Genomic DNA, 24,109 nt, shown 5'->3' on the forward strand with positions numbered 1-24,109 from the left:
GAGACGCGGTTTAGAGGGCGATATTAGAGCATGTTGCGCGCCCGTGACGTGCGGCATTCGTGCTCAACCAAGCCGATGCCGCGCGCGGTGCCGGACAAGGTGCTCAGCTCATCGGTGATCGAGTGGGTGAGACGGTTATACTTTGGCGACTTCACGCACCCTGACCACCTCCCGCCCTTCCGCCATGCCATCCATTGCGACTGGACCGCTGCTCGACCCCAAGAACGACTACGTCTTCAAGCGTCTCTTTGGCGAAGCCCCCGAGCTGCTAGTCTCGCTGATCAACGACCTGCGCCCGGACCTGCCCGAGATTCGCTCGGTGGAGATTCTCAATCCCGGCATCAACGCCGAGGAGTTACGCGGCAAGTACATCATCCTCGACGTCTTGGCGCGCGATGGCGAGGGACACGCCTACAATGTCGAGATTCAGGTGCGCCGCTATGGCGCCTGGCACCAGCGGGCGCTCTACTATCTGGCGCGGATGCTGGCGCATCGATTGGAGCAGGGCGAAGACTACGCCACGCTGCGCGCGGCGGTCGGCATCCATCTCCTGGACTTCGATCTGTTTACCGATACCCCTGAGCAGCGCGCGCAGGCGCTGTGGCGCTTCGAGATGCGCGACGCGCGTCAGCCCGAGGTCACGCTGGGGAACCGGCTACAATTGACGCTGATAGAATTGAAGAAAGCGGATCGGCTCGGACTCGGTTCCGATCCGCTGTCCGCGTGGATCACCTTTTTCGAGCATTGGCGAGAGGAGCAAACCATGGCCACGATCGAACACGCCCCGATCCAGGAGGCGCTGAACCGGGTGCGTCAGTTGAGCGCCGACGAGGAAGCGCGGCGCCTGGCGTTCGTGCGCGAGCGGGCGCTGCACGATGAGGTGTCCTTGCTCAAGGAGGCGCGAGAAGAGGGTGAGCAGATCGGGATGCGGAAAGGCCGTCAGGAAGGCCGTCAGGAAGGCCGCCTGGAAGCCGCCCTGGACACCGCCCGCAACCTCATCGCGCTGGGCGTGCTCAGCGATGGGCAAATCGCTCAGGTCACGGGACTGCGTGTGGCACAGGTTGAGGCACTGCACTCAGCCGACCGGAATGAGACACCGAGATGAAGATGACTGACGCAACTGGAAACGCCGCCCTGCCAACGCGGGACGCCGACGCCGCGCTCGTCAGCGCGGGTGGGGATGCCGCGCTCGCCGATGAATTGCTGGAGACGCTGCTGGCGGGGCTCCCCGCCGAGCTTGAGGATCTGCGCGCGTGCCTCACCGAATCCGATTGGCCGGGGCTGGCCGAATACGCCCATCAAATTCGCGGCGCCACGCGGTATTGCGGTGTCCCCGCCCTGGATGCGGCCATCGAGGCGCTGGAGCGGGCCGCCCGCATCGGCGATCCGGCGCGGAGCGCGGAGAGCTTTCGCGACGTGGAAACGCAGATCCAACGGTTGCGCGCGCAGACCGGCTGAAACGTCCATGCCTTCCCCTCATCGGATGCCGCGAAACCGGGTTTTCGGCACAGCCACCGCTGTCGGCGATGTCGGATCCACGGCATCGACCAGTCCATTCTTCCGCAACACGTCATGTACCTTGCGCGCCATCCTGATCAAGCGGGACAGATCCTTCAGGGTCGGCTTGACGCCCGCGTCCAATCCGCGCTCGCAATCCTCCAGTTCGGAGGCCAGAAAATCGAGCAGCTTCATGGAACATCCCTGGCAGGAACCCGAACAGATCCGCGCGTCGGGGGCGTCGAAAGGGATGGCCTCGCGGATTTGCCCGATCAGATCGCGCATTGCCGTCACAGTATCCGGCTTGCGCACGCGAGTTTGCCGTTCATGAGTCTCAGCCTGTGGCATGATTGCGGCCGTTGCGATGACAATTGCATCCTTCCGACACTCTCCGCTCGGCCTCTGCAATGTGGCCTCGACGAATCGCCGGATGTCTGAATGATTTCCGAATACTGCTCAAGTCATTCGCATATCCTTTTCCAAGGGGATGGTTGCCCATGTTGAATCGACTCAAGATCAAAACCAAATTGCTGCTGCTGGCGGGCGTCCCGGCGCTCGCGCTGCTGTCCATCGCGCTTTTTCTGACGACGCGGATGGTCGAGGATCTGGGCGAGATCGGGCATGGCCAATCGCTCGGCGAACTAGTCGTCGGGCTGGGAGAAGTCGCCCACGAATTGCAGAAGGAACGCGGGATGACCGCCGGATTTCTGTCCAGCCAGGGTACCAAGTTTGCCGACCGATTGCCCACCCAGCGCCAGGCGTCCGATGCCGCGATCGCGCATTTGCAGCAGACGCTCGCACAGGTGGATCGCGACGGGCTGGAAGCGGACTACCGCACGCGGCTTGACCAATTGCCTGCCTCCCTCCTCACCCTCCAGGAGTGGCGTAAATCCATCAGCGCACTGAAGGTCGAACCGCCGGCCTCTTTTCGACTCTATAGCGAACTGATCGCGCAACTGCTGGAGATCGCCGCGCGCACCGGCAATGCCTTGCACGATGCCGGCATTGCGCGTCTCACGCATGCCAAAAGCGCGCTGCTGTTCCTCAAGGAACGCAACGGGCAGGAGCGCGCGCTCCTGTCCGGCGCCTTCAGCGCCGGGCGCATCACGCGCGCCGACTACGACCTGCTGATGACCCTACTCATCGATCAGTCCAACTATCGGCGAATCCTCAATTCATTCGCCACTCCCGAACAGATGGCCTTTGTCGACGCCACCTTGAACGATCCGATCGTCAAGGTCGTCGAGGGCATCGAGCGGATGGTCAGGGAAACCGGTGCCGAGGCGGAATTGAACTATCCGCCGGTAACCTGGTTCGATCAGATCACCGCCAAGATCGATCTGCTGCGGATCGTGGAGGAGCGTTTTTCGGCCGACATCACCAATACCAACGCCGCCAGCGCCAGCGCCGCCCGCACCGCCATAACCGTCTATCTGACGGCGATCGGCCTCACGCTTCTGCTCACCCTCTGGCTGGGTGTCGGGATCGTCCGGGGAATCCTGCGCCAGATGGGCGGCGAGCCGGACGTTGCCGCTCGGGTCGCCCGCAATATCGCCGAAGGCAAGCTGGACAACGAGATTCCATTGAGGCGGGGCGACACGGACAGCCTGCTCGCCTCGATGAAGAACATGCAATCCCAGCTGCATGATCGCATCGAGTCCGAGCGACAAATCGCGGCCGCGAGTCTACGTATCCAAAACGCCCTGGACAAGGCTTCGACCAACATGATGGTGGCCGACAACGCGGGCCGGATCATCTATATGAACGCGGCCGTCCAGCGGATGATGCGCGCCACCGAGGACGATATGCGCCAGGATCTGCCCAACTTCCGCGCCGAGCGTCTGCTGGGGAGCAACTTCGATGAATTCCATCGCAACCCGGCTCACCAGAAAAACATGCTCGGCCGGCTGACCGAGGAAAAGGTCTCTGAAATCAAAATCGGCGGACGTCTTTTCCGTCTGGTTTCCAATCCGGTGATCGATGCTCAAGGCGAGCGCCTTGGCTCGGTGGTGGAATGGACCGATCGCACCAATGAGGCCAAGGTCCAGCAGGAACTCTCCGCATTACTGGAGGCCGCGGTGCGTGGCGACTTCGAGCATCGGCTGAACACCGCGGATAAGGAGGGCTTTTTCCAACAGATGGGCGAGGGCATGAACCGCTTGGTGGAAATCGTCTCCGCCGGGTTGTCCGACATCGCGCGTGTCCTCAACAGCATCGCGCACGGCGATCTGACGCAACAGATCACGGCGGACTATGCCGGCACCTTCGGTCAACTCAAGGACGACACCAATGCCACGGTCGCGCAATTGCGAGAGGTGGTCGGTCGCATCCAGGAGGCAGCCGCGTCGATCAACAGCGCCGCCCAGGAAATCTCCGCGGGCAACTCGGATCTGTCGGCCCGGACCGAATCGCAAGCCAGCTCACTGGAGGAAACCGCCAGTTCCATGGAGGAGCTCACCGCCACGGTGCGGCAAAACGCCCAGAACGCCCATCAGGCCAACCAACTGGCGAGTGGCGCCCACGCGACCATCCAGCATGGCGGCGAGACGGTCAAGGCGGTGGTGAGCACCATGGGGGCGATTCAGGAATCCAGCGGCAAGATCGCTGACATCATCGGCGTGATCGACTCGATCGCCTTCCAGACCAATATTTTAGCGCTGAACGCCGCCGTGGAAGCGGCGCGGGCGGGCGAGCAGGGCCGCGGTTTCGCCGTCGTCGCCGCCGAGGTGCGGACGCTGGCTCAACGCAGCGCCCAGGCCGCCCGGGAGATCAAGGGATTGATCGCCGACTCCATGAACACCGTGGACGGTGGGGTCAAACTGGCCCAGCAGGCCGGGACCGCGATGGATGACGTCGTCGACAGCTTCCAGCAGGTCGCCACCCTGGTCACCGAGATCGCCGGCGCCAGCCGCGAACAGTCCGCGGGCATCGAGCAGGTGACCCAGGCGGTGACCCAGATCGACGAGATGACGCAGCAGAATGCCGCGCTGGTGGAAGAGGCCGCCGCCGCGACCGAAAGTCTGGAAGATCAGGCGCGGGAGCTTGCGCGGGCCGTGTCCATCTTCCGACTTGCCGAAGGCGCACCCGACAACGTCAAGCGGGAGATCGCGGAACGGCGCGGACCGCATCGCCCGGCCAATGTCTCGCGCCTGCCGGCCAGCACCGTCAAAACGGCGGCAACGCCCAACCCGCCGCCCGTCAGCGGGCCGGCGCCCGAGCGCAGGACGCCTGGATCCGAGCAAGACGACTGGGAAGAGTTTTGATCACGCCCATGAGCGGGGCGGTGCGACATCGCCGCCACGCGTTCAACCAGAAGGACAGAAACGCATGAAACGCATCGACTTCAAGACCGCTTTTTTTCTGACCCTGATACTGTGTCTGCCGCCCACGCTCGGACAGGCGAGCGAGGAGAAGGCTGGCGCCTATCCGGGTTATCTGGCGATCGAGCCCTCGCTCGTGGTCAATCTGGCCGGCGAGCGCAAGACCAGGTATCTGCGGGTTGAGATCCAATGCTACCTTGACACCGCCCAGGATGCCGAACGGGTGACCCTGCATATGCCACTGATCCGCGACCGTCTGATCACCCTGCTGGGCGGACGCGACGCCGATCAGATCATGTCCACGGAAGCCCGCGATCGATTGCGCGCCGAATTGCTGGAAAAACTGCGCGAGACTCTGACCGAGGTGGCGGGCGCGCCCACGATAAGGGAACTCTATTTCACCGGATTCATCATTCAATAGGGATGGCGGACAGCGGCGGTTCCGACGACCAGCGATAGACGGCCTCGACCTGCGAGCCATTCTCCCGAAAGACCACCGATTCGCATAAATTCCTGACCATCGCGATCCCGCGCCCCCAAGGGCGCATGGAATCCGGCGCCAGCTCGGAAACCGCTTTTTCGCTGAACCCGTCGCCCGTATCCGTGACCTGAATCCGCACGCAGTCGGCCTCTGCGTGGGGTTCGTAACTCAGGCTCAGGGTGACGCGCCCGACACAACCGGCGGCCAGACGTTGCTCGCGCTCGCGATAATAGGCATCGAAACCGTCCGGGGTTGCCTTCATCGACGAATCCAGTTGCAGCACGCCATGTTCGAGCGCATTGGAATAGAGTTCAGTCAAGATGGTCTCAAGCGCGCCAGCATGCGCTTCAAGGCGATCAAGCAAACCGAGCGACCTGAGCGCCGCCACGATGGCCGGTTGGCTACCCAGGCGTTCGTCGCTCAACTCCATCGACCAACGCCAGCCGCTCCCCGGCGCCGCATCCCGATCAAGGTTCGGTGTCGCCAACAGATCGGAATCCAGGGGAATTTCAACCACCGCGATATCGTCGGACTGCTCGGTCGCGAGGCTATGCGCATCGAGCGCGGCGAGCAGCGCCGGCAGCAGCGGCTGGTCGAACGCCCAGTTGCTCAACACCTCATCGAAACCGGCATTGACGAACATTTGCCCTTGATCGTCGCTCGCCTCCAGAAGCCCGTCGCTCATCAGCAGCAGGCGATCGCCCCGGCTCAGAGGGATCCGCCGCGGCGATCCCCGCGCGGGGAGTTCCGGCAGGATACCCAGCGGCAGCGCGTGCGAGGACAGTTCATGCAAACCGTCGGCGGTGCGCAGCCAGGCGCTGGGCATGCCGCCATTCCACCAGCGCAGTTCATCGCCATTGCCGCTGATCGAAATCAGGCAGGCGGCCAGAAAACGATCGGCGGGAAGAATTCGATAGAGCTTATGGTTGATCTCGGCGAGCACGTGTGCATCGTCGACACCCTTGCGGGCGGTGGCGTGAAAGGCATCGGCCACGGGCAGCGCGCCGATGGCCGCGGCCAGTCCATGCCCGGTGAAATCGCCCACCAGCAGTCGCAGCCCGCCATCCGGAAGATGCTGGGTGAGCACCAGATCGCCATTGAAGATGGACGCCGGACGCTGGACCAGACCCAGCCGGTCCATGGCGACATTGCGATTCATGACCGCGCGGCTCAACACCCGCTCCGCCAGCGCCTGCTCTTCAAGCTCCTGTTCGAGTAACGCGGACAACGCCCGCTGCTTGGCCGCGAGCGTGCGTTGCAGGTCACGCACCCGTTCCATGGCAAGGATGCGGGCCTTGAGAACGATGAAGCTGAAGGGTTTGGAGAGAAAATCGTCCCCGCCCGCCTGGATGCAGCGCATCAGGGAGTGTTCCTCGGTCAGGGCGGTCAGAAAGATGACCGGAACAAAATCCATCTCGGACATCGCCTTGATGGCGCGTGTGGCCTCGAAACCGTCCATCTCCGGCATCATGATATCCATAAACACGATATCCGGCCGTTCGTCGGCAAAGCACCGCAGCGCATCCGCGCCGTCGCTGGCCTCGACCGTGCGAAAACCTTCCTGGGCCAGCATCAGGCTCAAGAGACGGCGGTTGCTTGGCTCGTCATCCACGATCAGCGCGCAGCCCCGAGCGCCTGGCGCTAACTTGGCGACCGCATTGAGCGTCATGCCGGGCGCGGCGGCAAGCTCCGAAAGCGTCATGAACGGACCTTCAATCCAGATTGAACAGCGTTTCGAAATTGGCGATCTTGAGCACCCGGCGCACATCCTCGCCGCAGCCGCTAATGGAGACCCGGGCCGCATCCCCTCCCGCGAAATCGCGCAGCAACAACAGCATGCCCAGGGCCGAGCTGTCCAGATAGGAGGCTTCGGACAAATCGACGACGAATTTCATGGACTTGGAATCGACATCCTTGTACGCATCCCGAAACGCCTTGTGTTGCGCAAAATCGAAACGTCCATCGATGGCAATGGTGACCTGGGATTTCTGTTCATCGATACGACGAATGACGCTCATGGTTGGATTGGCTCCGTGTTGTTGGATTCGGCGTCGCGCGCCGCGCGGCTGACGATACGGCCGTTTGCGGATGGATGCGGGACTGTCCGCGGCGGGGATTGTCTTTGCCATGGTCTGTGTCTTGGAAATTGTTCTGGCGTCCCGGCCACGCGGTGCCGCTTGCATGCCGCCCTACCCGATGTATCATCATGGTCCTGGATCCCGCAATCGTTGCGAATCGAGCTTACCCTAACCCGATTCGATTGCAACACACACGCATTTTTCCTGGCTGCCGGACGCAATCCCGAAGACGGGGATGGAGCGCCCATGACGCATCGTCGACGCGGCAAAAGAAGCATGGAAAAGCCTGTTCGAGTGGTTTGCGGGAATCGGCGCTCGTTCCATCGCCCTCTCCATTCCTCTGGCAATTTCTGATCTCGGTAGACTAAAATCGATTGTTTATCGTTTTAATTGGTTTATGGTCACGCAACGAAATATCCGTACATGCTCTTTCGGTGCCCCTGAATCGAAATCGGACCATATGCTGAAAATTGCTGACCGTAAAACAGTGAAGCTTGACGCCATGCGGTCAAACCCCAAATTGACTATCTTTAAATTTGGATTCAGGACGTCGCGATGATTTCCTCGCCGAAAAAATTGTTGACCGACGCCAGCAGCGATCATGATCAGATCCGCGCGCGCGCGAAACAAGCCCTCGATAGCGGGGATTTCGAGTGTGTGGACAAGTACCTGTCGGAGACCGAGATCGACCTGGCCGAACTGGTCCAGAACCTGCGTATTTATCAGGTGGAACTGGAACTGCAGAACGCCGAACTACGCGTGACTCAAACTGCCGCCGAGCGCATGGCGGCCCGCTATAACACGCTTTTTTCCAGTATTCCCCAGGCGGTGCTGGTCGTCGATCGCCACGGCATGATCCTGGAGGCCAATCATGCCGCCTGTCGTTTATTCGACCTGCGGCAAGGGCATCGGCGCAACCATTATCTGCCCCGCCTGGTGGCGCGGGAGTCGGAGACTCAACTCGATGACGCCTTGAAACTGGCCCACGAGTCCAGCGCCAGCCGGTCGAGCGACATGCGGTTTCTCACCACCAATGGCGGCAGCTTCGAGGGCGAACTCCAGGTCGCCCGTCTGCCCCTGGACGAGGATGGCGAATGCCAGTTCATCTGCTCGGTGGTGGATCTGAGCGAGCGCTTGCGCCAGAAGGCGATCATTAGCGCCGCTTACGCGCGCTCGCGCGAGAGCGAGGCCCGCTATCGCATTCTGGCCGATTATTCGGCGGATTGGGACTATTGGTTAGGTCCGGATGGGCGCTATCGGTATGTCTCGCCCGCCTGCGAATCCATCTGCGGTCATGCGCCGGACATCTTTCTGGCCGATCCCGATGTCATGCGGCGCCTGGTGCATCCCGACGATCATCCGCTCTGGATGGCGCACGCCTCCGAGGCCACCCCGGCATGCTGCGCCACGCCACTGGTCAAGCTGGAACTGCGTCTGTGCCGACCCGATGGCGAAATGCGCTGGATCGAGCACCAATGCCGCCCGGTCTACGATGGCGAAGGCACTCGCCTGGGTTGGCGCGGCGTCAACCGCGACATCACCCAGCGCAAGCAGGCCGAGATCATCCTGGATCTCCAGAAGCGACGCGCCGACGCCCTGCTGGAATTGCCGCACGCCGCCGAGGGACGGGGCGATGCCGCGTTCATGCAACACAGCCTGGGACTGGCCGAATCGCTCACGGGCAGTGCGATGGGGTTCATGCATTTCATCCTCGACGATCAGGAGACGATCGAGTTCGTCGCCTGGTCGCGGGCCACCCTTGAGGCGGGCTGCCCGATCGCGACCGGCAACCTCCATGCACCCATCGGCGAGGCCGGTCTTTGGGCCAATGCCGTGCGTCAGGGTCAGCCGGTCGTCTGTAACGACTATGCGGCGGCAACCGACAAAAAGACGCTGCCGGACGGTCATCTGAACTTGCAGCGGTTCATCAGCATTCCCGTCATGGATGCCGGGTTGACGCGCATGATCGCCGGGGTCGGAAACAAGCCGACGAACTATACCGCGCTGGACGTGGAAAGCGTCCAGCTCATCGCTAACGCGACCTGGCGTATCGTGCACCAGCGCCGCGCGGAGCAGGCGCTCATCAAGAGCGAGGGGCGTTTTCGCAACCTCTCCAGCCTGATGTCGGACATCGCCTATTCCTGTGTCGAGGTCAGCCCGAACCGCTTTACCCTGGACTGGGTGCATGGCGCTGTCGCCAGCATCACCGGCCACACCGCCGAGGCGATCATCGCGATGGGCACCTGGCGGCGCCTGGTAATCCTGGAGGACCGCCCGCTCTTCGATCGGCATGTCAGCGGGATGGTGACCGGCGAGGCCACGACCTGTCAGTTGCGGTTGCGCCGCCGACACGGCGGTCTGACCTGGGTGGAAATCACCAATCAATGCGTCCTGGATCCGGATGGCTGCCGCAGAGTCTATGGCGGCGTCAAGGACATCAGCGAACGCAAGCAAGCGGAACAACAGCTTGAGCAGTCCGCGCAGCAGATGGAACGCCAGAATCGCGAACTGGATCGGGCACTGGCCGAAGCCGAGGCATCGACCCAGGACAAGAGCCGCTTCCTGGCCAACATGAGCCATGAAATCCGCACCCCCATGAACGGCGTCATCGGCATGACCCGACTGTTACTGGAAACCGGACTGAACGAGGAACAGCATCGCTTCGCCGAAATTGCACGCACCAGCGGCGAGAGTCTGCTGGCACTAATCAACGACATCCTGGATTTCTCGAAGATCGAGGCCGGCAAGCTGGAACTGGATCTGCTGTCATTCGATCCGCGTGGCACGCTGGAGGATGTCGTCGAGCTGCTCGCCTTCAACGCCCAGTCGAAGGAGCTGGAACTGACGTACCAGATCGATCCGGACGTCCCCGTCTCGGTGCGCGGCGACCCGCGCTACCTGCGCCAGATCCTCGTGAACCTGGCGGGCAACGCCATCAAGTTCACCGACCATGGCGAGGTCGCCATCCATGTGAAAGCGGCAACCAAAACCGCGGACAAGGTGCTGATCCGATTCGAGATCCATGACAGCGGCATCGGTATTCCGGAAGACCTGCGAGGCCATCTCTTCACGGCCTTTTCCCAGTTGGACAATTCATCCACCCGGCGCTTCGGCGGCACCGGTCTGGGATTGGTCATCTCCAAGCAGCTGGTCGAGTTGATGAATGGCGCCATCGGCGTGGAGAGCCGTGCCGAACGGGGTTCCATCTTCTGGTTCACCGCCGAATTCGAGCTGCCCGCCGTCCAACCTGTCGCCCCCCTTCCAACCTACGCGGACCTGAAGGGAGGCAAGGTGCTGGTGGTGGACGATCATGCGACCAATCGTCTGCTGGCCGGCACCCTGCTGCGCTCCTGGGGATGTCGCATCGAGGAGGCGAATAATGGCGCCGAGGCACTGGAGTGGCTGCATCAGGCCGCCCGGGCCGCCGACCCCTTTCAGGCCGCCCTGCTGGATCTGAAGATGCCGGCCATGGACGGCCTGGAACTGGGCAACCTGATCAAGCAGGATCCCGAGATTCGGGACACCCGCTTGGTGCTCCTGACCTCGCTGGTCGCCCGCGGCGACGCCGCGCGCATGCAACAGGCCGGTTTTGACGGCTATTTGACCAAGCCCCTGCGCCAGCAGCTGTTGCATGACTGTCTCGCCCTGGTCATGGGACGGGAGGTCGCGACGCTACGCGCTGCCCCGCCGGCCATCGTCACCCGCCACACCCTGGCCGACATCAACCGGCAGGCGCTTGGCGCCTCAGCCTCCAGCCAGGCGCGGATCTTGATCGTGGACGACAACCTCACCAATCAGATCGTGGCGACCGGCATTCTGAAACAACTCGGTTATTCTCGCACGGCGACCGCCAGCAACGGTCTGGAAGCACTGGAGGCGCTTGCGCGCGATCCTTACGAGTTGGTGCTCATGGACGGCCAGATGCCCGACATGGACGGCTTCGAGACCGCGCGCCGCATCCGCCTGGGCGAGGCCGGCACCGCCAATCGCGACGTTCCCATCGTCGCCATGACCGCGCTGGTCATGCAGGGCGACCGTGAACGCTGCCTGGAAGCCGGGATGGATGACTATCTGTCCAAACCGGTGCAACCCCTGGAATTGGCCGCGGCAATTGCGGCACAACTCGCCCCGGCATCCGCGCCGCCGAGCGCGCTCCGGGCGGCGAGTCGGGAGCCGGCAACGCCTCGAATCGATCGAACGACAGCGGCGCCCACGTCCGACCAGCGCCCGCCGCCGTCGCAAGCGGTATTCGACGAAGCGGACATGCTCTACCGCGTGATGGGCGATCGTCAGATTGCAGCGGTCGTGATCGAGCAGTTCCTGAGCGATGCGCCGACCCGCGTCCTCGAGCTCAAGGCATGTCTCGGCGCGGGCGATCTGGCCGAGGCGCATTTCAAGGCGCATAGTCTGGGCGGGCTGGCCGCCAACATTTCCGCCCCAAGGCTCCGGGAGGTGGCGTCAAGCCTGGAAATGTTGGAAATGACCGCGGACAACGCGGGTGCGCTTGCGCAAGCATTGCAATTGGCGCAGCGGGTGGAGGATGAATTCAGTCAGCTGCGGACGGTGCTCGGAGAGTGGCTGAATCAAACGTCGGCGTAGCGATCCCGGATGGCCAGGATCTCCGGAATCAGCTGCAGGAACAGCGCCGTCAACCGCGGTTCGAAATGACGGCCGGCTTCGCTGCGGATCAAGGCCAGCGACTCGTCGATCCCCCACGCCTTTTTGTAGGGACGTTCCGAGGTCAGGGCATCGAAGACATCGGCCAGGGCGACGATGCGCCCGGTGAGCGGAATCGACTCGCCGGCCAGGCCCAGCGGATAGCCGCTGCCGTCCCATTTCTCATGGTGACTCAGGGCAATCTCGCGCGCCATCCGCAGCAGATCGGAATCGTCGCCGCTCAGAAGATCGCCGCCAATGGTGGCGTGGGTCTGCATGATCTCCCATTCCTCGGGATCCAGCTTGCCGGGCTTGAGCAGGATCCGATCCGGAATGCCGATCTTGCCGATGTCGTGCATGGGACTGGCGTGCAGCATGATCTCGCAGTGTTCCTCGTCCCAACCCAGACGCTGGGCGATGAGGGTCGAGATATGACTCATACGCAGGATATGACGACCGGTTTCATTATCGCGATACTCGGCCGCCCGCCCGAGACGCTGCACCACCTGCAAGCGGGTGGCGCAAATCTCGCGTGTGCGTTCGTGGACGATGGCTTTGAGCACATCCCTTTGCGCGTGGATCATCCGCAGCGCCAGTTGTACATCCAGCATATTGCGGACTCGCGCCACCACTTCCGCCCGGTCGAACGGTTTACCGATGAAATCGCGGGCGCCCGCCTGCAGTGCGCGCAGCATGTAATCGCGACTGTGTTGCGCCGTCAACACGAGGATCGGCGGCGCCAGCGGATCCTCGAGATCGACGATTTGCTTGATGATGTCGAAGCCCGTCAGATGGGGCATGCGGATGTCCAACAGGATCAGGTCCGTTGGCGCCTCCCGGTAGGCGGACATGACGTCGCGCGGATCCTGAATCAGGACGAGATTCGCATAGCCTTCGGCACGCAGCAGGCGATCCATCAGAACGAGATTGGCGCGTTCGTCGTCGACCACCAGAATCCGTGCTGCCCCTCTGACCAGATAGCTCCTTTCGACTTCGCTCGTGGACACGCTTCCACCATTTTGTTTCTTAATAAGAAATTCCAACTTCACGCATCTTGACCCGGCTACGTGGATTCGGCAAGCGGCAATTCGATCCAGAACCGGCTCCCTTCGCCCAGCACGCTCTCCACCCCGACCCGACCGCCCATGGCCTCGGCAATGCGTCCGCAGGCCGCCAGACCGATCCCGTTCCCTTCGACCTGCGGATCGTCGGCGTTGAGTCGCTGGAAGGGTTGAAAAAGCTCGGTCATCCGTGACGGCGGGATCCCTGGCCCCGTGTCCGACACCCACAACCGGAGCGCGCGCGGGCTATCCTGAACCGGCAGCACGTCGAGACTGACGCATCCCTCGGGGGAATTGTAAAGAATCGCGTTGGAGAGCAGATTGACGAGCAACTGTTTCAAACGTCTCCGATCGGCCAGCATCGCCAGCCCCCGCATGGCGCCAGCGCGCAGCACGACCCCCCGGACGCGCGCCAGCGGTTCGACCAGCGCGAAACAGTCCGACACCAGCGATTCCAGGACCACGGATTCAAGGACGACGTCGATCTGGCCCGATTCCAGATTGGACAGATCCAGGAGTTCATTGAGGAGTCGCAACAACTGCCTGCCGCCGTGCAGGATCTCCTGCACGCTCTCGAGCTGGATCTCGTCGAGCCTGTCGTCGCATTCCAGCAGTTGGGCAAAGCCGAGGACCGCATTCATGGGCGTGCGTAACTCGTGGCTCATCTGCGACAGAAAATCCGACTTCGCCTGATTGGCCTGCTCCGCCTCTTCCTTGGCCTTGCGCAGGTCCACCTGGAACTGGAGTTCCGCGGTCACATCCTGATGGCTGATCACGACGGCTGGCCGACCATCGATGGTCTCCAGTAATGGCTTGACGCGAATTAGGTAGGTTTCGTGCCGCGAGGTCACGCACAAGGGCATCCTGATCTCGAAACTGTCGCACGTTCCCGCCAGGACATCGCGAATACCCTGCGCCAGCAGACCCGCTTCTTCCTGGCCCGCGCACTGGCACTGGTCACAGAAGGCGAGATAGTTCCCGCCCTCGGACAGCCGCGTGAGATCGACACCCGAACTGGCCAGACACTGCCGCCAGGAGCGATTGACCGACTGGACGGCGCCGGTCACATCCACCACGCAAATCAACGCCTGCAGCGAATCGATGATCGACTGCGCATACCGCTGGGCACGCTCCGCGAGCATCTGCGCCTCTTTCAGCGCGGTCATATCCTGCTGGATGCCGACATAATGGGTGATCTGTCCGCACTGATCGCGGACTGGCGCAAGCGTCAACTGATTCCAGAACAGGCTGCCGTCCTTACGATAGTTACGCAGCAGAACAGAGGTTTCGCGCCCCTCGCGCAGCGCCGCTCGAATCGTCTCGATCTCGGGCTGGCGGGTGTCATGGGCCTGGAGAAAGCGGCAATTGCGCCCCAGTATCTCGGCGGCCGTGTAACCGGTCATGGCAAGAAAGGCTGGATTCGCATACACCAGCGGCAAGTCCGGCTCACGCGCGTCGGCGACACTGACGCCGCTGTTAATGGCCTCCATGACGCGCATCTTCCAGCGTAGAAGCTCGCTGTCGTCCGCCTTTTCCTTGCGATTTACCATGATGAATTTGCCTCGGCGCGCACGCCATGAAACCGACGCATAACCGACCGAACGTGCCGATGCGGATCGCTCATCGCCGCGGGAAGGTCGCCGCCGCGGATAAGGCGGCCGCGATCTCCGCCAGCGGCAGGATTTCCGATGCCGCGCCGCGTTTCACCGCCTCGCCGGGCATGCCCCACACCACGCTGGTGGCCTCGTTCTGGGCGATGGTATGCACCCCCAGATCATGCAATTCCTTCAGACCCTGCGCGCCATCCGCGCCCATGCCGGTGAGGAGTGCCGCGCAAGCCTTGGTGCCCGCCGCCTGGGCGACGGAACGGAAGAGGACGTCCACGCTCGGTCGGTGACGATTGACCAGTTCGCCGTCGTCGAGTCGGCAGACATAGTGCATACCCTCGCGGACCAGCCGCAGATGACGGTTGCCGGGAGCGATATAGGCATGCCCCACCATCACGCGATCGCCATCCTCCGCCTCCTTGACGACCAGGCCCGTCTGGCGATTCATACGCTCGGCGAACGCGGCGCTGAATCCCGCCGGAATATGCTGGGCGATGACGACCCCTGGCGTATCCGGCGGCAAGCGCAGCAGCACTTCCCGAATGGCCTCGGTACCGCCAGTGGAGGCGCCGATGACCAGCACGCGATCCGAGGCGCGGCATGACTGGATCGCGCGCGGGCGGATCGCCGCGTCCCGGAATGTCAGCGGACGAACCCCGACCCTGGCGGCCATCCGGATCTTGTCGATCAGCTCGCTCGCATACTCTGGCAAACCCTGCGCCAAACCCTGATCGGGTTTGCGGACAAAGTCCACCGCGCCCAGTTCCAGCGCCTGAAGCGTCACCTCGGCGCCACGCGCGGTGAGCGAGGAGACCATCACCACCGGCATGGGCCGCAGCCGCATCAGATTGCGCAGAAAGGTCAGGCCATCCATGCGCGGCATCTCCACATCCAGGGTCAGCACGTCCGGAGCCAGGGCCTTGATCTTCTCGCGGGCCACGTAAGGATCCTCCGCGGTCCCCACCACCTCGATCCCCGCGGCCGTCTCCAGGATTTCGGACAGAATCTGTCGCACCAGGGCCGAATCGTCCACGATCAAGACACGAATTGGTTCAGCCACATCTGTTCCTCGCCGCGCCTGGTTTGAATCATCATCGCTTAAATCGCCTTTCGCCGATCACCGCCGCGCACCTAAAAGAGTTCGATGTCGCCTTCGTGCATGGATTTTTGGTCCACCGGACGATGGCTCGCCGCGATCAGTTGATCGCGGAGATGCTCCAGTCGCGTCTTGGACTGTGTCACATCCTCGGACGAGCGAATCCGGCCCAAAGGGATCTGACGCAGTTCCGCCACGAAGCGATCCATGAAGTCGATACGCATCTCGGCCTGACCCAAGACCTGACGGGCGATATCCTCGAACTGGAGCAGGCGTACGGCCGCACCCACGTTATCCTGAACGCGCTCGACCACGACGGCCAGCTCTTCGAGTCCCGCAGCCATCATGCGATTCACGGACTGCACCCGATGAACCATGTCATCCATCGAGCCCTTGGCCGTAATCGAGGCATTCATGTCCTGAGAGGCCATCCTGCCGACGATGTCGCGCGTCTCGACAAAAATTAGCTGCGCCTGCTCGACCTGATGGCGGATCTGATCGTTGAACTCGGCCGCATCCTGCGACAGTTTACGCACTTCCTGGGCGACCACGGCGAAACCGCGCCCGGCCTCGCCCGCCCGCGCCGCCTCGATCGCGGCGTTGAGCGCCAGCAAATTGGTCTGGCGGGCGATCCGCTTAGCACTTTCCAGCCGGCTGAAAATCTCGTTCATCTGCGACGACAGATCGTCGATTTGATGGGCCACCTTGACGCTGTGTTTGCCCATATCGATCAGACGATTCACATTTTCCATGTGCAATTGGCTGTTGGACTCGAGAAAGGCATTCAGATCGATAAAATCCGCGTCCTGCGCGTCCGAATGCTGGTCTCGCGTCACCAATCGCATCACGAGCTGGTGCTGCGACCTGGATTCAGTCGACAGCCCCGCGAAACTGCTCTGCAAATCGATCGCCGCATGGCCGATCAGGTCGGTCGCCTGTCGGATCAGCGCCCGCAACTCAAGCATCTGCGGACCGATCAGCTGATCGGTTTCCACCACCAGATCCCACAACTCCCGCTCGGCCGGTTGGGAGACGTCTGGCGCGACCATGACGCCGCGAGGACGCGCCGACGCGGATCCCAGCATCAGTGACAAGGGCCATGCCAGTGCAATCGCGAGGAGTCCGCCCCAGCTCGGCAAACTGTCCGGCATCAGCAGCATTTGCATCAGCGCCGCAACGCTCATCAAGAGTGGCGGCCAGTGCGGTCTCAATGTGTCGAACATTCCATCTCCTCTCGAACCAGTCGATTCATCGTCAGCACGGGCGTTGCGCGCGCCCGTCTCAGGAAAATAACTCAATGTCGCCCTCGACCTTGGACTGACGCAGGGTTTCGCTATAGCTGAGTTCGCGCTCGATGATGGTGTCGTTGTGCATGCTGCGCAGCTTTTTCACCAGCACCCGTCCGCTGTTAGGGAAAAAATACACTTTTCGCGGATAATTACCCAGAAGATCCCTGGCCACGACAGGAATTCCCTCGACCGCCAGATAGTCGATGACGAAACGCGAATTACGCTCTCCAACCACATGATTCTTGAAACCCGGCAACACATTGCCACCGCCAAAGACCTTCGCCTCGAGATTGGAGCGCCGGGCACCCAATTTGAGCAGCTGATTGACCAGGATCTCCATCGCATAATCGCCATAGCGCATGGAACGACCGAAGCGACTGTCATCGTCGCGCCGGTCGTCCGGCAGCATGAAATGGTTGATCCCGCCGATCCCGCTGACCGAATCGCGCACGCAGGCGGCGACGCAGGAACCCAGCACGGTCACCATCAGCAGTTCGCGCACGGAGACATAGTATTCGCCAGGCAGGATTTTGACCGCGTCCATGTCGAAATGGCGATCGAAATACAGATTGGGGGCCAGCATTTCCTCGCATCGATGCGACATCTCAGGCATGCCTCATTGGCTGGCCATGGGGCACGTAAACGGTCTTGCCTTGCAATTTGAAGAGGTCTGCAACCTGGGTCAGGCTCTCTGAATGACCCACAAACAGCCGACCATCCTGAAGCAGCAAGGGATGGAATCGCGCAAGAAGGTTATGTTGCGTCGATTTATCGAAATAGATCAAGACATTGCGGCAAAAGATGGCATCGAATGGCCCCTTGATAGGCCACTGGTCGCTCAACAGATTGAGCGGATGGAAACGGACCAGCGCGCGCACCTCCGGACGAATCCGCGCCATCCCCTCCTGAGAGCCCTTGCCGCGCAGAAAAAAACGTTTCAGATCCCGTTCGGGCAGCTTTTCCAGCCGCTCCATCGGATAGATGCCCTCGGCGGCCTGCCGCACGACATTGGTATCCAGATCGGTCGCCAGGATTTTGACCGACGGCGTCCAGGTGCCCAACGCATCGATGACCGTCATGGCCATCGAGTAGGGCTCCTCGCCGGTCGAGCAGGCCGAGGACCAGAGCAGAATCGGGCTTCGCCCCTTGCGTTTGGCGTCGATGACCTGTTCCGCAAGGACTGGAAAATGATGCGGCTCCCGAAAAAAAGAGGTCAGATTCGTCGTCAATGAATTGGTGAAGTGCTGCCACTCATCGGGCTCGCGATTCAGATACGCGAGATAGTCCTCGAACGAGGTCAGACCCGTCGCCCGCAGACGCCGGGCGATTCGGCTATACACCATATCGGTCTTGCCGGCACTGAGCGAAATCCCGGCGTGTTCGTAGATCAGGCTCCGAATCCGCTCGAAGTCGTGCGCGGTGAATTGGAATTCGCGATCAAAATTCTGACCATTCATCATCGTCGGTCGTCTTGATCGGTAGCAAAGAGGCGAGCGTTGACTTGCGAGCAGGCGCGGCGGACATCCGGCGCGCGGTTGCCGTTGGCGCCGAACGCGCGACCATCGCACGGCGGTCGACCGGATCGACCTTGAAGACAGCGACGACCTCGCCAAGCCGACTGGCCTGATCCGCCATCGCCTCGGCGGCGGCGGCGGCCTGCTCCACCAAGGCGGCATTCTGCTGGGTCACGTCATCCATCTGGACGATGGCCTGGTTGATCTGTTCGATGCCCGTGGATTGTTCCACCGATGCCGCTGAAATATCGGCGACGAGATCGGTCACGCGCTTGATGGATTGCACGATGTCCCGCATGCGCTGACCGGTTTCATTGACCTGAAGCGTGCCGGCGTCGACCCTGGACACGCTGTCGCCAATCATGGTCTTGATTTCCTTGGCGGCATTGGCCGAGCGCTGGGCCAGATTGCGCACCTCCGCGGCCACCACGGCAAACCCCCGTCCCTGCTCCCCGGCCCGCGCCGCCTCGACCGCCGCATTGAGCGCCAGGATATTGGTCTGGAAGGCGATCCCATCGATCACGCTGATGATATCGGCGATCTTCTTGCTGGATTCGGCAATCCCGGTCATGGTCTCCACGGAGGCGCCGACCATGTCGTCGCCCTTGACCGCCACGTCGGAGGCGGCAACGGCAAGCTGATTGGCCTGACGCGCATTGTCCGCGTTCTGCTTGACGGTACTCGTCAGTTCTTCCATGGAACTGGCGGTTTCTTCGAGCGAACTGGCCTGCTCCTCGGTGCGCTGACTGAGATCCTGATTGCCGGTCGCAATCTCGTTGGCCGCGGTCCCGATGGTCTCGACCGCTTCCCTGATGCGCAACACCAGTTCCTTGAGGTTGGCGACCGTGGTATTGACGCCCGTCGTCGTCTCGCCGAAGAGCCCCGGATAATCCTGGGTGATCGTCTGGGTCAGATCGCCCTCGGACAGTGCACTGGCCACGCGCATCACATCCTTTAAGCCCACTTCAGTGGTGTCGGACAACTGATTGAGCAACTGGGCAATCTCGCTGGCAAAGCCCTGTTTGCCCGTCAGATCCAGCCTGGCGCTGAAATCGCCCTGAACCGCGGCATCGACGATCCGACGGATCTCGTTCACCACGTCGGCCAAGGCGGTCACGGTACCATTGACGCCGTTTTTCGTTTCGCCGAAGAGCCCTGGATAATCGCGGTCGATGGTCTGCGACAAATCGCCGATGGCCAGTGCATTGGCGACCCGCGTGACATCCTTGAGACCGATTTCGGTCGTTGCGGCCAGTTGGTTGAGCCCTTCGCCGATCTCCCTGCCGAATCCCTGTTTATCGCCGAGTTCCAGGCGCTGGCTGAAATCGCCCCGCGTGGCGGCCTGGACGATCGCCGCAATCTCCCCGACCAGCCGCCTGAGTCCTTCCTGCATCTGCTTGAGCGAGGCCAGCAGACTGGCAGTGTCGCCGGGCTGGATGGCAATGGTGTGCGACAGATCGCCGGCGGACACCGCCTGGACCATGGCGGCGGCATAGTCGGGTTCTCCCCCGAGTTGTTTGGTCAGCGCGCGGGTGATCCAGATACCGGTGCCGATGCCGAGCAGGAGCGCCAGCGCGGACAAAATCAGCATGACTAGGGTGGCGAAGTCGGCATTCAACTCGGCCTCATCGCCGGTCTTGTCCATGAGGTCGGTTTGGTACTTGATGAGACTTGTCACGGCGTTGAAATAGGTCTGCTGCAAGGCGCGGAATTCACCGAAGAGCAGGTCGCCAGCCTCATCCCTACTGCCCGCGCGAAGCAGCGCGATGAGTCGATCCTGAGAACCAATGAATGAGCTGCGGGCATCCGTCAACGCCGCTAGTTGTTTGATTCCCTCGGGGGAGACAATGGTCCGCTTGAGTGCCTCCGCGTTTTCGTCAATGAACTTGCGCATTTCACCGATCCGTTCAAGTTCGCGAGCGATGGCGCGCGGATCCTTGAGGATCAATGCATTGCGCAACGCCTGCGCACCCTCGTTGACAGTGTCGACGATGTTGTTGGCCCAGATCGTTTTTGGAAACAGATCCGTGTGAAGCCGGCCCACATCCTTATTCAGCGTGTGAATGCTGAACAATCCGATCAAGGCCACCACGCCCAACAGCGCCAGCACGGCGCCAAACCCCATTCCTAATCGTGCCGCGACGGTCATCTTGGCCATGTTTCCGCTCTCATGAATTCAACCCCGGCATCGTCACCGACATCGGTGGATCGGTCGACGCCCATGCGCCAGATGAAACATCCGGATCACGTTACGCCATGTCGCTTCCGACCTGATCGACCAACCCCATCTCGCCACTGTTGATGAGCTTTTCGATGTCCACCATGATGACCATGCGATCGTCCAGGGTGGTCAGGCCGTCGATATAGGCGGTATCCATCAGCGCGCCGAATTCCGGGGCCGGACGGATCTGCTCGCGCTTGAGCGCGATGACATCGGAGACTCCATCCACCACGATCCCCACCACGCGCCCAGCCACATTGAGGATGATCACGACGGTGAACTCGTTGTAGTCGACCTGCCCCAGATTGAACTTGAGCCGCATGTCGAGAATCGGCACGATCACGCCGCGCATGTTGATCACGCCCTTGATGAAGGCGGGCGCGTTGGCGATCCGGGTCACGGCGTCAAACCCCCGGATCTCCTGCACCTTGAGAATATCGATCCCATATTCCTCGTCCCCGAGGGTGAACGTCAGATACTCCCTCGCACCTTCCGGGTTGATCATGGCTCCGTCCTTGCGTTCGTCGTTCATGTTGGCACACCCCTTCGCTCGCACGGATTCAGGCATTCTTGCGGTTCAGACGCACCAGCGCGTCCACGTCGAGAATCAGGGCGACCCGTCCGTCGCCCATGATGGTGGCGCCGGACACGCCGTCGACCTTGCGGTAATTGGTTTCCAGACTCTTGATGACGACCTGATGCTGGGCCACCAGTTCGTCCACCAGCAGCGCGGCGCGTCCTTCGCTGGTATCGACGATGACCAGGATGCCATCCTCGTGGCGCAGCGGTTGCCCGTCGAGACGAAACACCTCGCGCAACACCACCAGCGGCAGATAATCGCCATTGACGTGCGCCACCCGCCCCTTGCCCGCCACCGTCTTGAACTGATCCCGGGTGGGCTGGAGCGACTCCTGGATGGCGGTCAGCGGCAAGATGAAGAGTTCGCTCCCCATCCGCACCGAGAGTCCGTCGAGGATCGCGAGCGTCAGCGGCAGCCGGATGGTGATATGCGTGCCGCGGCCCGGCAGCGAGTCGATCTCGACGCGGCCGTTCATCGCCTCGATATTGCGCCGCACCACATCCATCCCAACACCGCGCCCCGAGATATCGGTCACCCGTTCGGCGGTCGAGAAACCGGCGTGGAAGATCAACTGCCAGACTTCCTTGTCCGATGGGTTCTCGGGCATCGGGATCCCCTGCTGAACGGCCTTGGCCAGCAGCCTGTCGCGATCGAGGCCGGCGCCATCGTCACGCACCTCGACCAGGATACTCCCGCCCCGATGACTGGCGCGCAGGGTGATCTCGCCGGTCTCCGACTTGCCCGCCTCGCGGCGGCGCTCGGGCTGCTCGATGCCGTGGTCGATACTGTTGCGCACCAGATGATTGAGCGGATCGGCCAGACGCTCGATGAGTCCTTTATCGAGTTCGGTCTCCTCGCCGATCAGCGTCAACGTCACCTTCTTGCCCAGGCTGGCGGCGGTATCGCGCACCAGTCGAGGAAAACGGTTGAAGACGAAGCTGATCGGCAGCATGCGGATCGACATCACCGCCTGCTGCAAATCGCGCGAATTACGCTCCAGATTCGACAGACCGCCAAAAATTCGCTCATGGATGACCGGATCCAGATCGGAGGCCGACTCCGCGAGCATGGCATGGGTAATCACCAGTTCGCCGACCAGATTGATCAACTGGTCCACCTTCTCCACGCCGACCCGGATCGAGGTATCGGCCGCCGCCGGCCGGCGGGTCGGCGCGACCGCGGTTGGCGTCCCGGCGACCGGCGCGGCTCGCCCGCCGGCCGTCCGGCCGGAAAGCACGGCGTCCCCGGCTTCAGCCTCGGGCGCGCCGGGCGCCAGATCGAAAAACCCGTAGCCCTGTTCCCGCTCGTCACGCGCCTGATGCGCGACCGCCGCCACCTGTTCCATGCCAGGACTCCCGCCGAACAGTCCGAAGCCGTCGAGTTCCTGATCCAGCGTCCGTTCGCTCCCCGGCGCCCCGGGGAAAAAACCAAATCCAGGATCATGCGAATCGGCGGCGTCCATCTGATCCAGCACGCGCTCGTCGAACCGCTCGCTCCCTGGCGCGCCAGCGAAGAATCCGAACCCCGCATCGTCGTCGGCGTCGGTGTCGACGAGCGACGGCGGCGAACCCGCCGCGTCCGCCTGGATGGAAATGCACTCCGGATCGCACACGAAGGCAAAGGTTTCGACGATGGACTCCCGGCCAAATGCTGTCCTCAGGCGCCAGACGCACACCTCGGCGTCTTCCCCGGTCAGCCATTCGAGCGTGCCCATTTCAGCCAGGACATCCCTCAGCGCACGCAGGTTGGCGCCGGACTGGAAGTCGATGGCGTCCGACCGAAATTCGATCAGCCAACTCGACGCCGACGCGTCGGCCCCCGGCAGGGATGGCGAGGGCGGTCGCATCGCGGGGCAGGCGGGGGGGGGCGCGGCAATCTCGGATAAGCGTTCCAGACGGTCGGACACCTCGGCGATGCGCGGATCCTCGTATTCCGCGCCCTCCTGATGCGCGGCCAATTGCGCCTTCAGCACATCGCCAGCGCCGAGGAAGGCATCGATCATCTCGACGGTGGGGCGCGTTTCCTGTTTGCGCAGACGGTCCAGCAGCGTCTCCAGGACATGCGTCAACTGGGCCATATCCAGAAAGCCGAAAGTACCGGCGCCACCCTTGATGGAATGCGCGGCCCTGAAGATGGCATTGAGCGTCTCCAGATCGGGCGCGTCCACATCCAACTCCAGCAGCAGGGACTCCATCGCGGCCAGATGTTCCCCGGCCTCGTCGAAGAACACCTGATAGAAGCGACTCATATCGATGGTCATGCCCGTTCCCCTCGCTGGCGTCCGAACCGCGTGCTCAACCGATCACTTTACGGACAACGTCCAGCAATTTTTGAGGATCGAAGGGTTTGACCAGCCAGCCTGTCGCGCCCGCGGCGCGCCCCTGGCTCTTCATCGCGTCGCTCGATTCGGTGGTCAGCATCAGGATCGGCACTGACTGATATTGAGGAAGCCCGCGGAGTTGTTTGATCAGGGACAGACCGTCCATGCGGGGCATGTTCTGGTCGGTGAACACGAGATCGAAACGCCCGGCACGGGCCTTATCGAGGCCATCCTGTCCGTCGACCGCCTCGGTCACCGTGTAACCGGCGTCTTTCAACGTATAGGACACCATTTGACGGATGGACGCGGAGTCATCCACCGTGAGGATTGTCTTCGCCATTGCATGCACTCTGGGAATCGCTTTGGTTCTGATCCAGAGGTTCCGCCGC

At 62.2% G+C, this 24,109-nt stretch carries 19 protein-coding genes; 5 read left to right on the forward strand and 14 right to left on the reverse strand.

The genetic code is table 11. The features are described from left to right. Window positions 1-23: 23 nt before the first annotated feature. Window positions 24-155, reverse strand: coding sequence for a hypothetical protein (locus THIVI_RS26005; protein WP_281054910.1), 132 nt, complete (start codon window positions 153-155; stop codon window positions 24-26). A gap of 29 nt (window positions 156-184) precedes the next feature. On the opposite strand from THIVI_RS26005, the gene THIVI_RS05890 reads away from it, so the two are divergent. Together THIVI_RS05890 and THIVI_RS05895 are read left to right on the forward strand one after the other, a co-directional pair. Further along, window positions 185-1,105, forward strand: a complete 921-nt coding sequence (locus THIVI_RS05890; protein ID WP_014777716.1) for an Rpn family recombination-promoting nuclease/putative transposase — start codon at window positions 185-187, stop codon at window positions 1,103-1,105. Between the two features lie 2 nt (window positions 1,106-1,107). Further along, a complete protein-coding gene (locus THIVI_RS05895) occupies window positions 1,108-1,458 on the forward strand; it encodes an Hpt domain-containing protein (RefSeq protein ID WP_083845816.1) in 351 nt (116 codons plus the stop codon). Between the two features lie 18 nt (window positions 1,459-1,476). Here the strand turns inward: THIVI_RS05895 and THIVI_RS05900 are convergent, their stop codons facing one another. Then, the gene (locus THIVI_RS05900) at window positions 1,477-1,782 is read right to left on the reverse strand and encodes a hypothetical protein (RefSeq protein WP_174284504.1); all 306 of its coding nucleotides are present in this window, start codon (window positions 1,780-1,782) and stop codon (window positions 1,477-1,479) included. 212 nt (window positions 1,783-1,994) lie between these two features. On the opposite strand from THIVI_RS05900, the gene THIVI_RS26010 reads away from it, so the two are divergent. Both THIVI_RS26010 and THIVI_RS05910 read left to right on the forward strand, forming a co-directional pair. After that, a complete protein-coding gene (locus THIVI_RS26010) occupies window positions 1,995-4,760 on the forward strand; it encodes a nitrate- and nitrite sensing domain-containing protein (RefSeq protein WP_014777718.1) in 2,766 nt (921 codons plus the stop codon). Window positions 4,761-4,824: 64 nt separating this feature from the next. Beyond that, entirely contained in the window at window positions 4,825-5,238 is a 414-nt protein-coding gene (locus THIVI_RS05910; RefSeq protein WP_014777719.1) for a flagellar basal body-associated FliL family protein, read from the forward strand. On the opposite strand, the gene THIVI_RS05915 is transcribed toward THIVI_RS05910, so the two are convergent. Together THIVI_RS05915 and THIVI_RS05920 are read right to left on the reverse strand one after the other, a co-directional pair. Then, window positions 5,228-7,000: a fused response regulator/phosphatase gene (locus THIVI_RS05915; protein WP_014777720.1), complete on the reverse strand. Its 1,773-nt coding sequence runs from the start codon at window positions 6,998-7,000 to the stop codon at window positions 5,228-5,230. The genes THIVI_RS05910 and THIVI_RS05915 overlap by 11 nt on opposite strands. Before the next feature lie 10 nt (window positions 7,001-7,010). Beyond that, window positions 7,011-7,316, reverse strand: coding sequence for an STAS domain-containing protein (locus THIVI_RS05920; RefSeq protein WP_014777721.1), 306 nt, complete (start codon window positions 7,314-7,316; stop codon window positions 7,011-7,013). 639 nt (window positions 7,317-7,955) lie between these two features. Here THIVI_RS05920 and THIVI_RS05925 point away from each other — a divergent pair. Next, complete coding sequence (locus THIVI_RS05925; RefSeq protein WP_245537387.1) at window positions 7,956-11,975, forward strand: response regulator; 4,020 nt, start codon at window positions 7,956-7,958, stop codon at window positions 11,973-11,975. On the opposite strand, the gene THIVI_RS05930 is transcribed toward THIVI_RS05925, so the two are convergent. From THIVI_RS05930 to THIVI_RS05975, 10 genes are all read right to left on the reverse strand, one after another. Beyond that, entirely contained in the window at window positions 11,960-13,039 is a 1,080-nt protein-coding gene (locus tag THIVI_RS05930; protein WP_052315112.1) for an HD domain-containing phosphohydrolase, read from the reverse strand. The two genes, THIVI_RS05925 and THIVI_RS05930, sit on opposite strands and share 16 nt — an antisense overlap. Window positions 13,040-13,095: 56 nt before the next feature. Beyond that, the gene (locus THIVI_RS05935; RefSeq protein ID WP_014777724.1) at window positions 13,096-14,643 is read right to left on the reverse strand and encodes a sensor histidine kinase; all 1,548 of its coding nucleotides are present in this window, start codon (window positions 14,641-14,643) and stop codon (window positions 13,096-13,098) included. A 70-nt stretch (window positions 14,644-14,713) separates the two neighbouring features. Next, the gene (locus THIVI_RS05940; protein WP_014777725.1) at window positions 14,714-15,760 is read right to left on the reverse strand and encodes a protein-glutamate methylesterase/protein-glutamine glutaminase; all 1,047 of its coding nucleotides are present in this window, start codon (window positions 15,758-15,760) and stop codon (window positions 14,714-14,716) included. 71 nt (window positions 15,761-15,831) lie between these two features. Then, window positions 15,832-17,019, reverse strand: a complete 1,188-nt coding sequence (locus THIVI_RS26015; protein WP_014777726.1) for a methyl-accepting chemotaxis protein — start codon at window positions 17,017-17,019, stop codon at window positions 15,832-15,834. Between the two features lie 58 nt (window positions 17,020-17,077). Beyond that, window positions 17,078-17,689 (reverse strand): chemoreceptor glutamine deamidase CheD, encoded by a 612-nt coding sequence (gene cheD, locus THIVI_RS05950; RefSeq protein ID WP_014777727.1) that lies wholly within the window; start codon window positions 17,687-17,689, stop codon window positions 17,078-17,080. 1 nt (window position 17,690) lies between these two features. Next, window positions 17,691-18,545 (reverse strand): CheR family methyltransferase, encoded by an 855-nt coding sequence (locus tag THIVI_RS05955; protein WP_014777728.1) that lies wholly within the window; start codon window positions 18,543-18,545, stop codon window positions 17,691-17,693. Next, complete coding sequence (locus tag THIVI_RS26020) at window positions 18,523-20,757, reverse strand: methyl-accepting chemotaxis protein (RefSeq protein WP_014777729.1); 2,235 nt, start codon at window positions 20,755-20,757, stop codon at window positions 18,523-18,525. Before THIVI_RS26020 ends, THIVI_RS05955 begins: the two co-directional genes overlap by 23 nt. Window positions 20,758-20,848: 91 nt before the next feature. Next, window positions 20,849-21,352, reverse strand: coding sequence for a chemotaxis protein CheW (locus tag THIVI_RS05965; RefSeq protein WP_014777730.1), 504 nt, complete (start codon window positions 21,350-21,352; stop codon window positions 20,849-20,851). Between the two features lie 28 nt (window positions 21,353-21,380). Beyond that, window positions 21,381-23,660 (reverse strand): chemotaxis protein CheW, encoded by a 2,280-nt coding sequence (locus THIVI_RS05970; RefSeq protein ID WP_014777731.1) that lies wholly within the window; start codon window positions 23,658-23,660, stop codon window positions 21,381-21,383. Window positions 23,661-23,694: 34 nt separating this feature from the next. Continuing rightward, window positions 23,695-24,060: a response regulator gene (locus THIVI_RS05975; protein WP_014777732.1), complete on the reverse strand. Its 366-nt coding sequence runs from the start codon at window positions 24,058-24,060 to the stop codon at window positions 23,695-23,697. Window positions 24,061-24,109 lie beyond the last annotated feature (49 nt).

Source organism: Thiocystis violascens DSM 198, from assembly GCF_000227745.2.
GTDB lineage: Bacteria > Pseudomonadota > Gammaproteobacteria > Chromatiales > Chromatiaceae > Chromatium > Chromatium violascens.

What these genes read in the sequence shown, in the direction of transcription:
- THIVI_RS05890 (WP_014777716.1), top strand. Translation starts at nt 185, where the DNA reads ATGCCATCCATTGCGACTGGACCGCTGCTCGACCCCAAGAACGACTAC.
- THIVI_RS05895 (WP_083845816.1), top strand. Translation starts at nt 1,108, where the DNA reads ATGACTGACGCAACTGGAAACGCCGCCCTGCCAACGCGGGACGCCGAC.
- THIVI_RS05900 (WP_174284504.1), bottom strand. Translation starts at nt 1,782, where the DNA reads ATGCGCGATCTGATCGGGCAAATCCGCGAGGCCATCCCTTTCGACGCC.
- THIVI_RS26010 (WP_014777718.1), top strand. Translation starts at nt 1,995, where the DNA reads ATGTTGAATCGACTCAAGATCAAAACCAAATTGCTGCTGCTGGCGGGC.
- THIVI_RS05910 (WP_014777719.1), top strand. Translation starts at nt 4,825, where the DNA reads ATGAAACGCATCGACTTCAAGACCGCTTTTTTTCTGACCCTGATACTG.
- THIVI_RS05915 (WP_014777720.1), bottom strand. Translation starts at nt 7,000, where the DNA reads ATGACGCTTTCGGAGCTTGCCGCCGCGCCCGGCATGACGCTCAATGCG.
- THIVI_RS05920 (WP_014777721.1), bottom strand. Translation starts at nt 7,316, where the DNA reads ATGAGCGTCATTCGTCGTATCGATGAACAGAAATCCCAGGTCACCATT.
- THIVI_RS05935 (WP_014777724.1), bottom strand. Translation starts at nt 14,643, where the DNA reads ATGGTAAATCGCAAGGAAAAGGCGGACGACAGCGAGCTTCTACGCTGG.
- THIVI_RS26015 (WP_014777726.1), bottom strand. Translation starts at nt 17,019, where the DNA reads ATGTTCGACACATTGAGACCGCACTGGCCGCCACTCTTGATGAGCGTT.
- cheD (WP_014777727.1), bottom strand. Translation starts at nt 17,689, where the DNA reads ATGTCGCATCGATGCGAGGAAATGCTGGCCCCCAATCTGTATTTCGAT.
- THIVI_RS05955 (WP_014777728.1), bottom strand. Translation starts at nt 18,545, where the DNA reads ATGATGAATGGTCAGAATTTTGATCGCGAATTCCAATTCACCGCGCAC.
- THIVI_RS26020 (WP_014777729.1), bottom strand. Translation starts at nt 20,757, where the DNA reads ATGGCCAAGATGACCGTCGCGGCACGATTAGGAATGGGGTTTGGCGCC.
- THIVI_RS05965 (WP_014777730.1), bottom strand. Translation starts at nt 21,352, where the DNA reads ATGAACGACGAACGCAAGGACGGAGCCATGATCAACCCGGAAGGTGCG.
- THIVI_RS05970 (WP_014777731.1), bottom strand. Translation starts at nt 23,660, where the DNA reads ATGACCATCGATATGAGTCGCTTCTATCAGGTGTTCTTCGACGAGGCC.
- THIVI_RS05975 (WP_014777732.1), bottom strand. Translation starts at nt 24,060, where the DNA reads ATGGCGAAGACAATCCTCACGGTGGATGACTCCGCGTCCATCCGTCAA.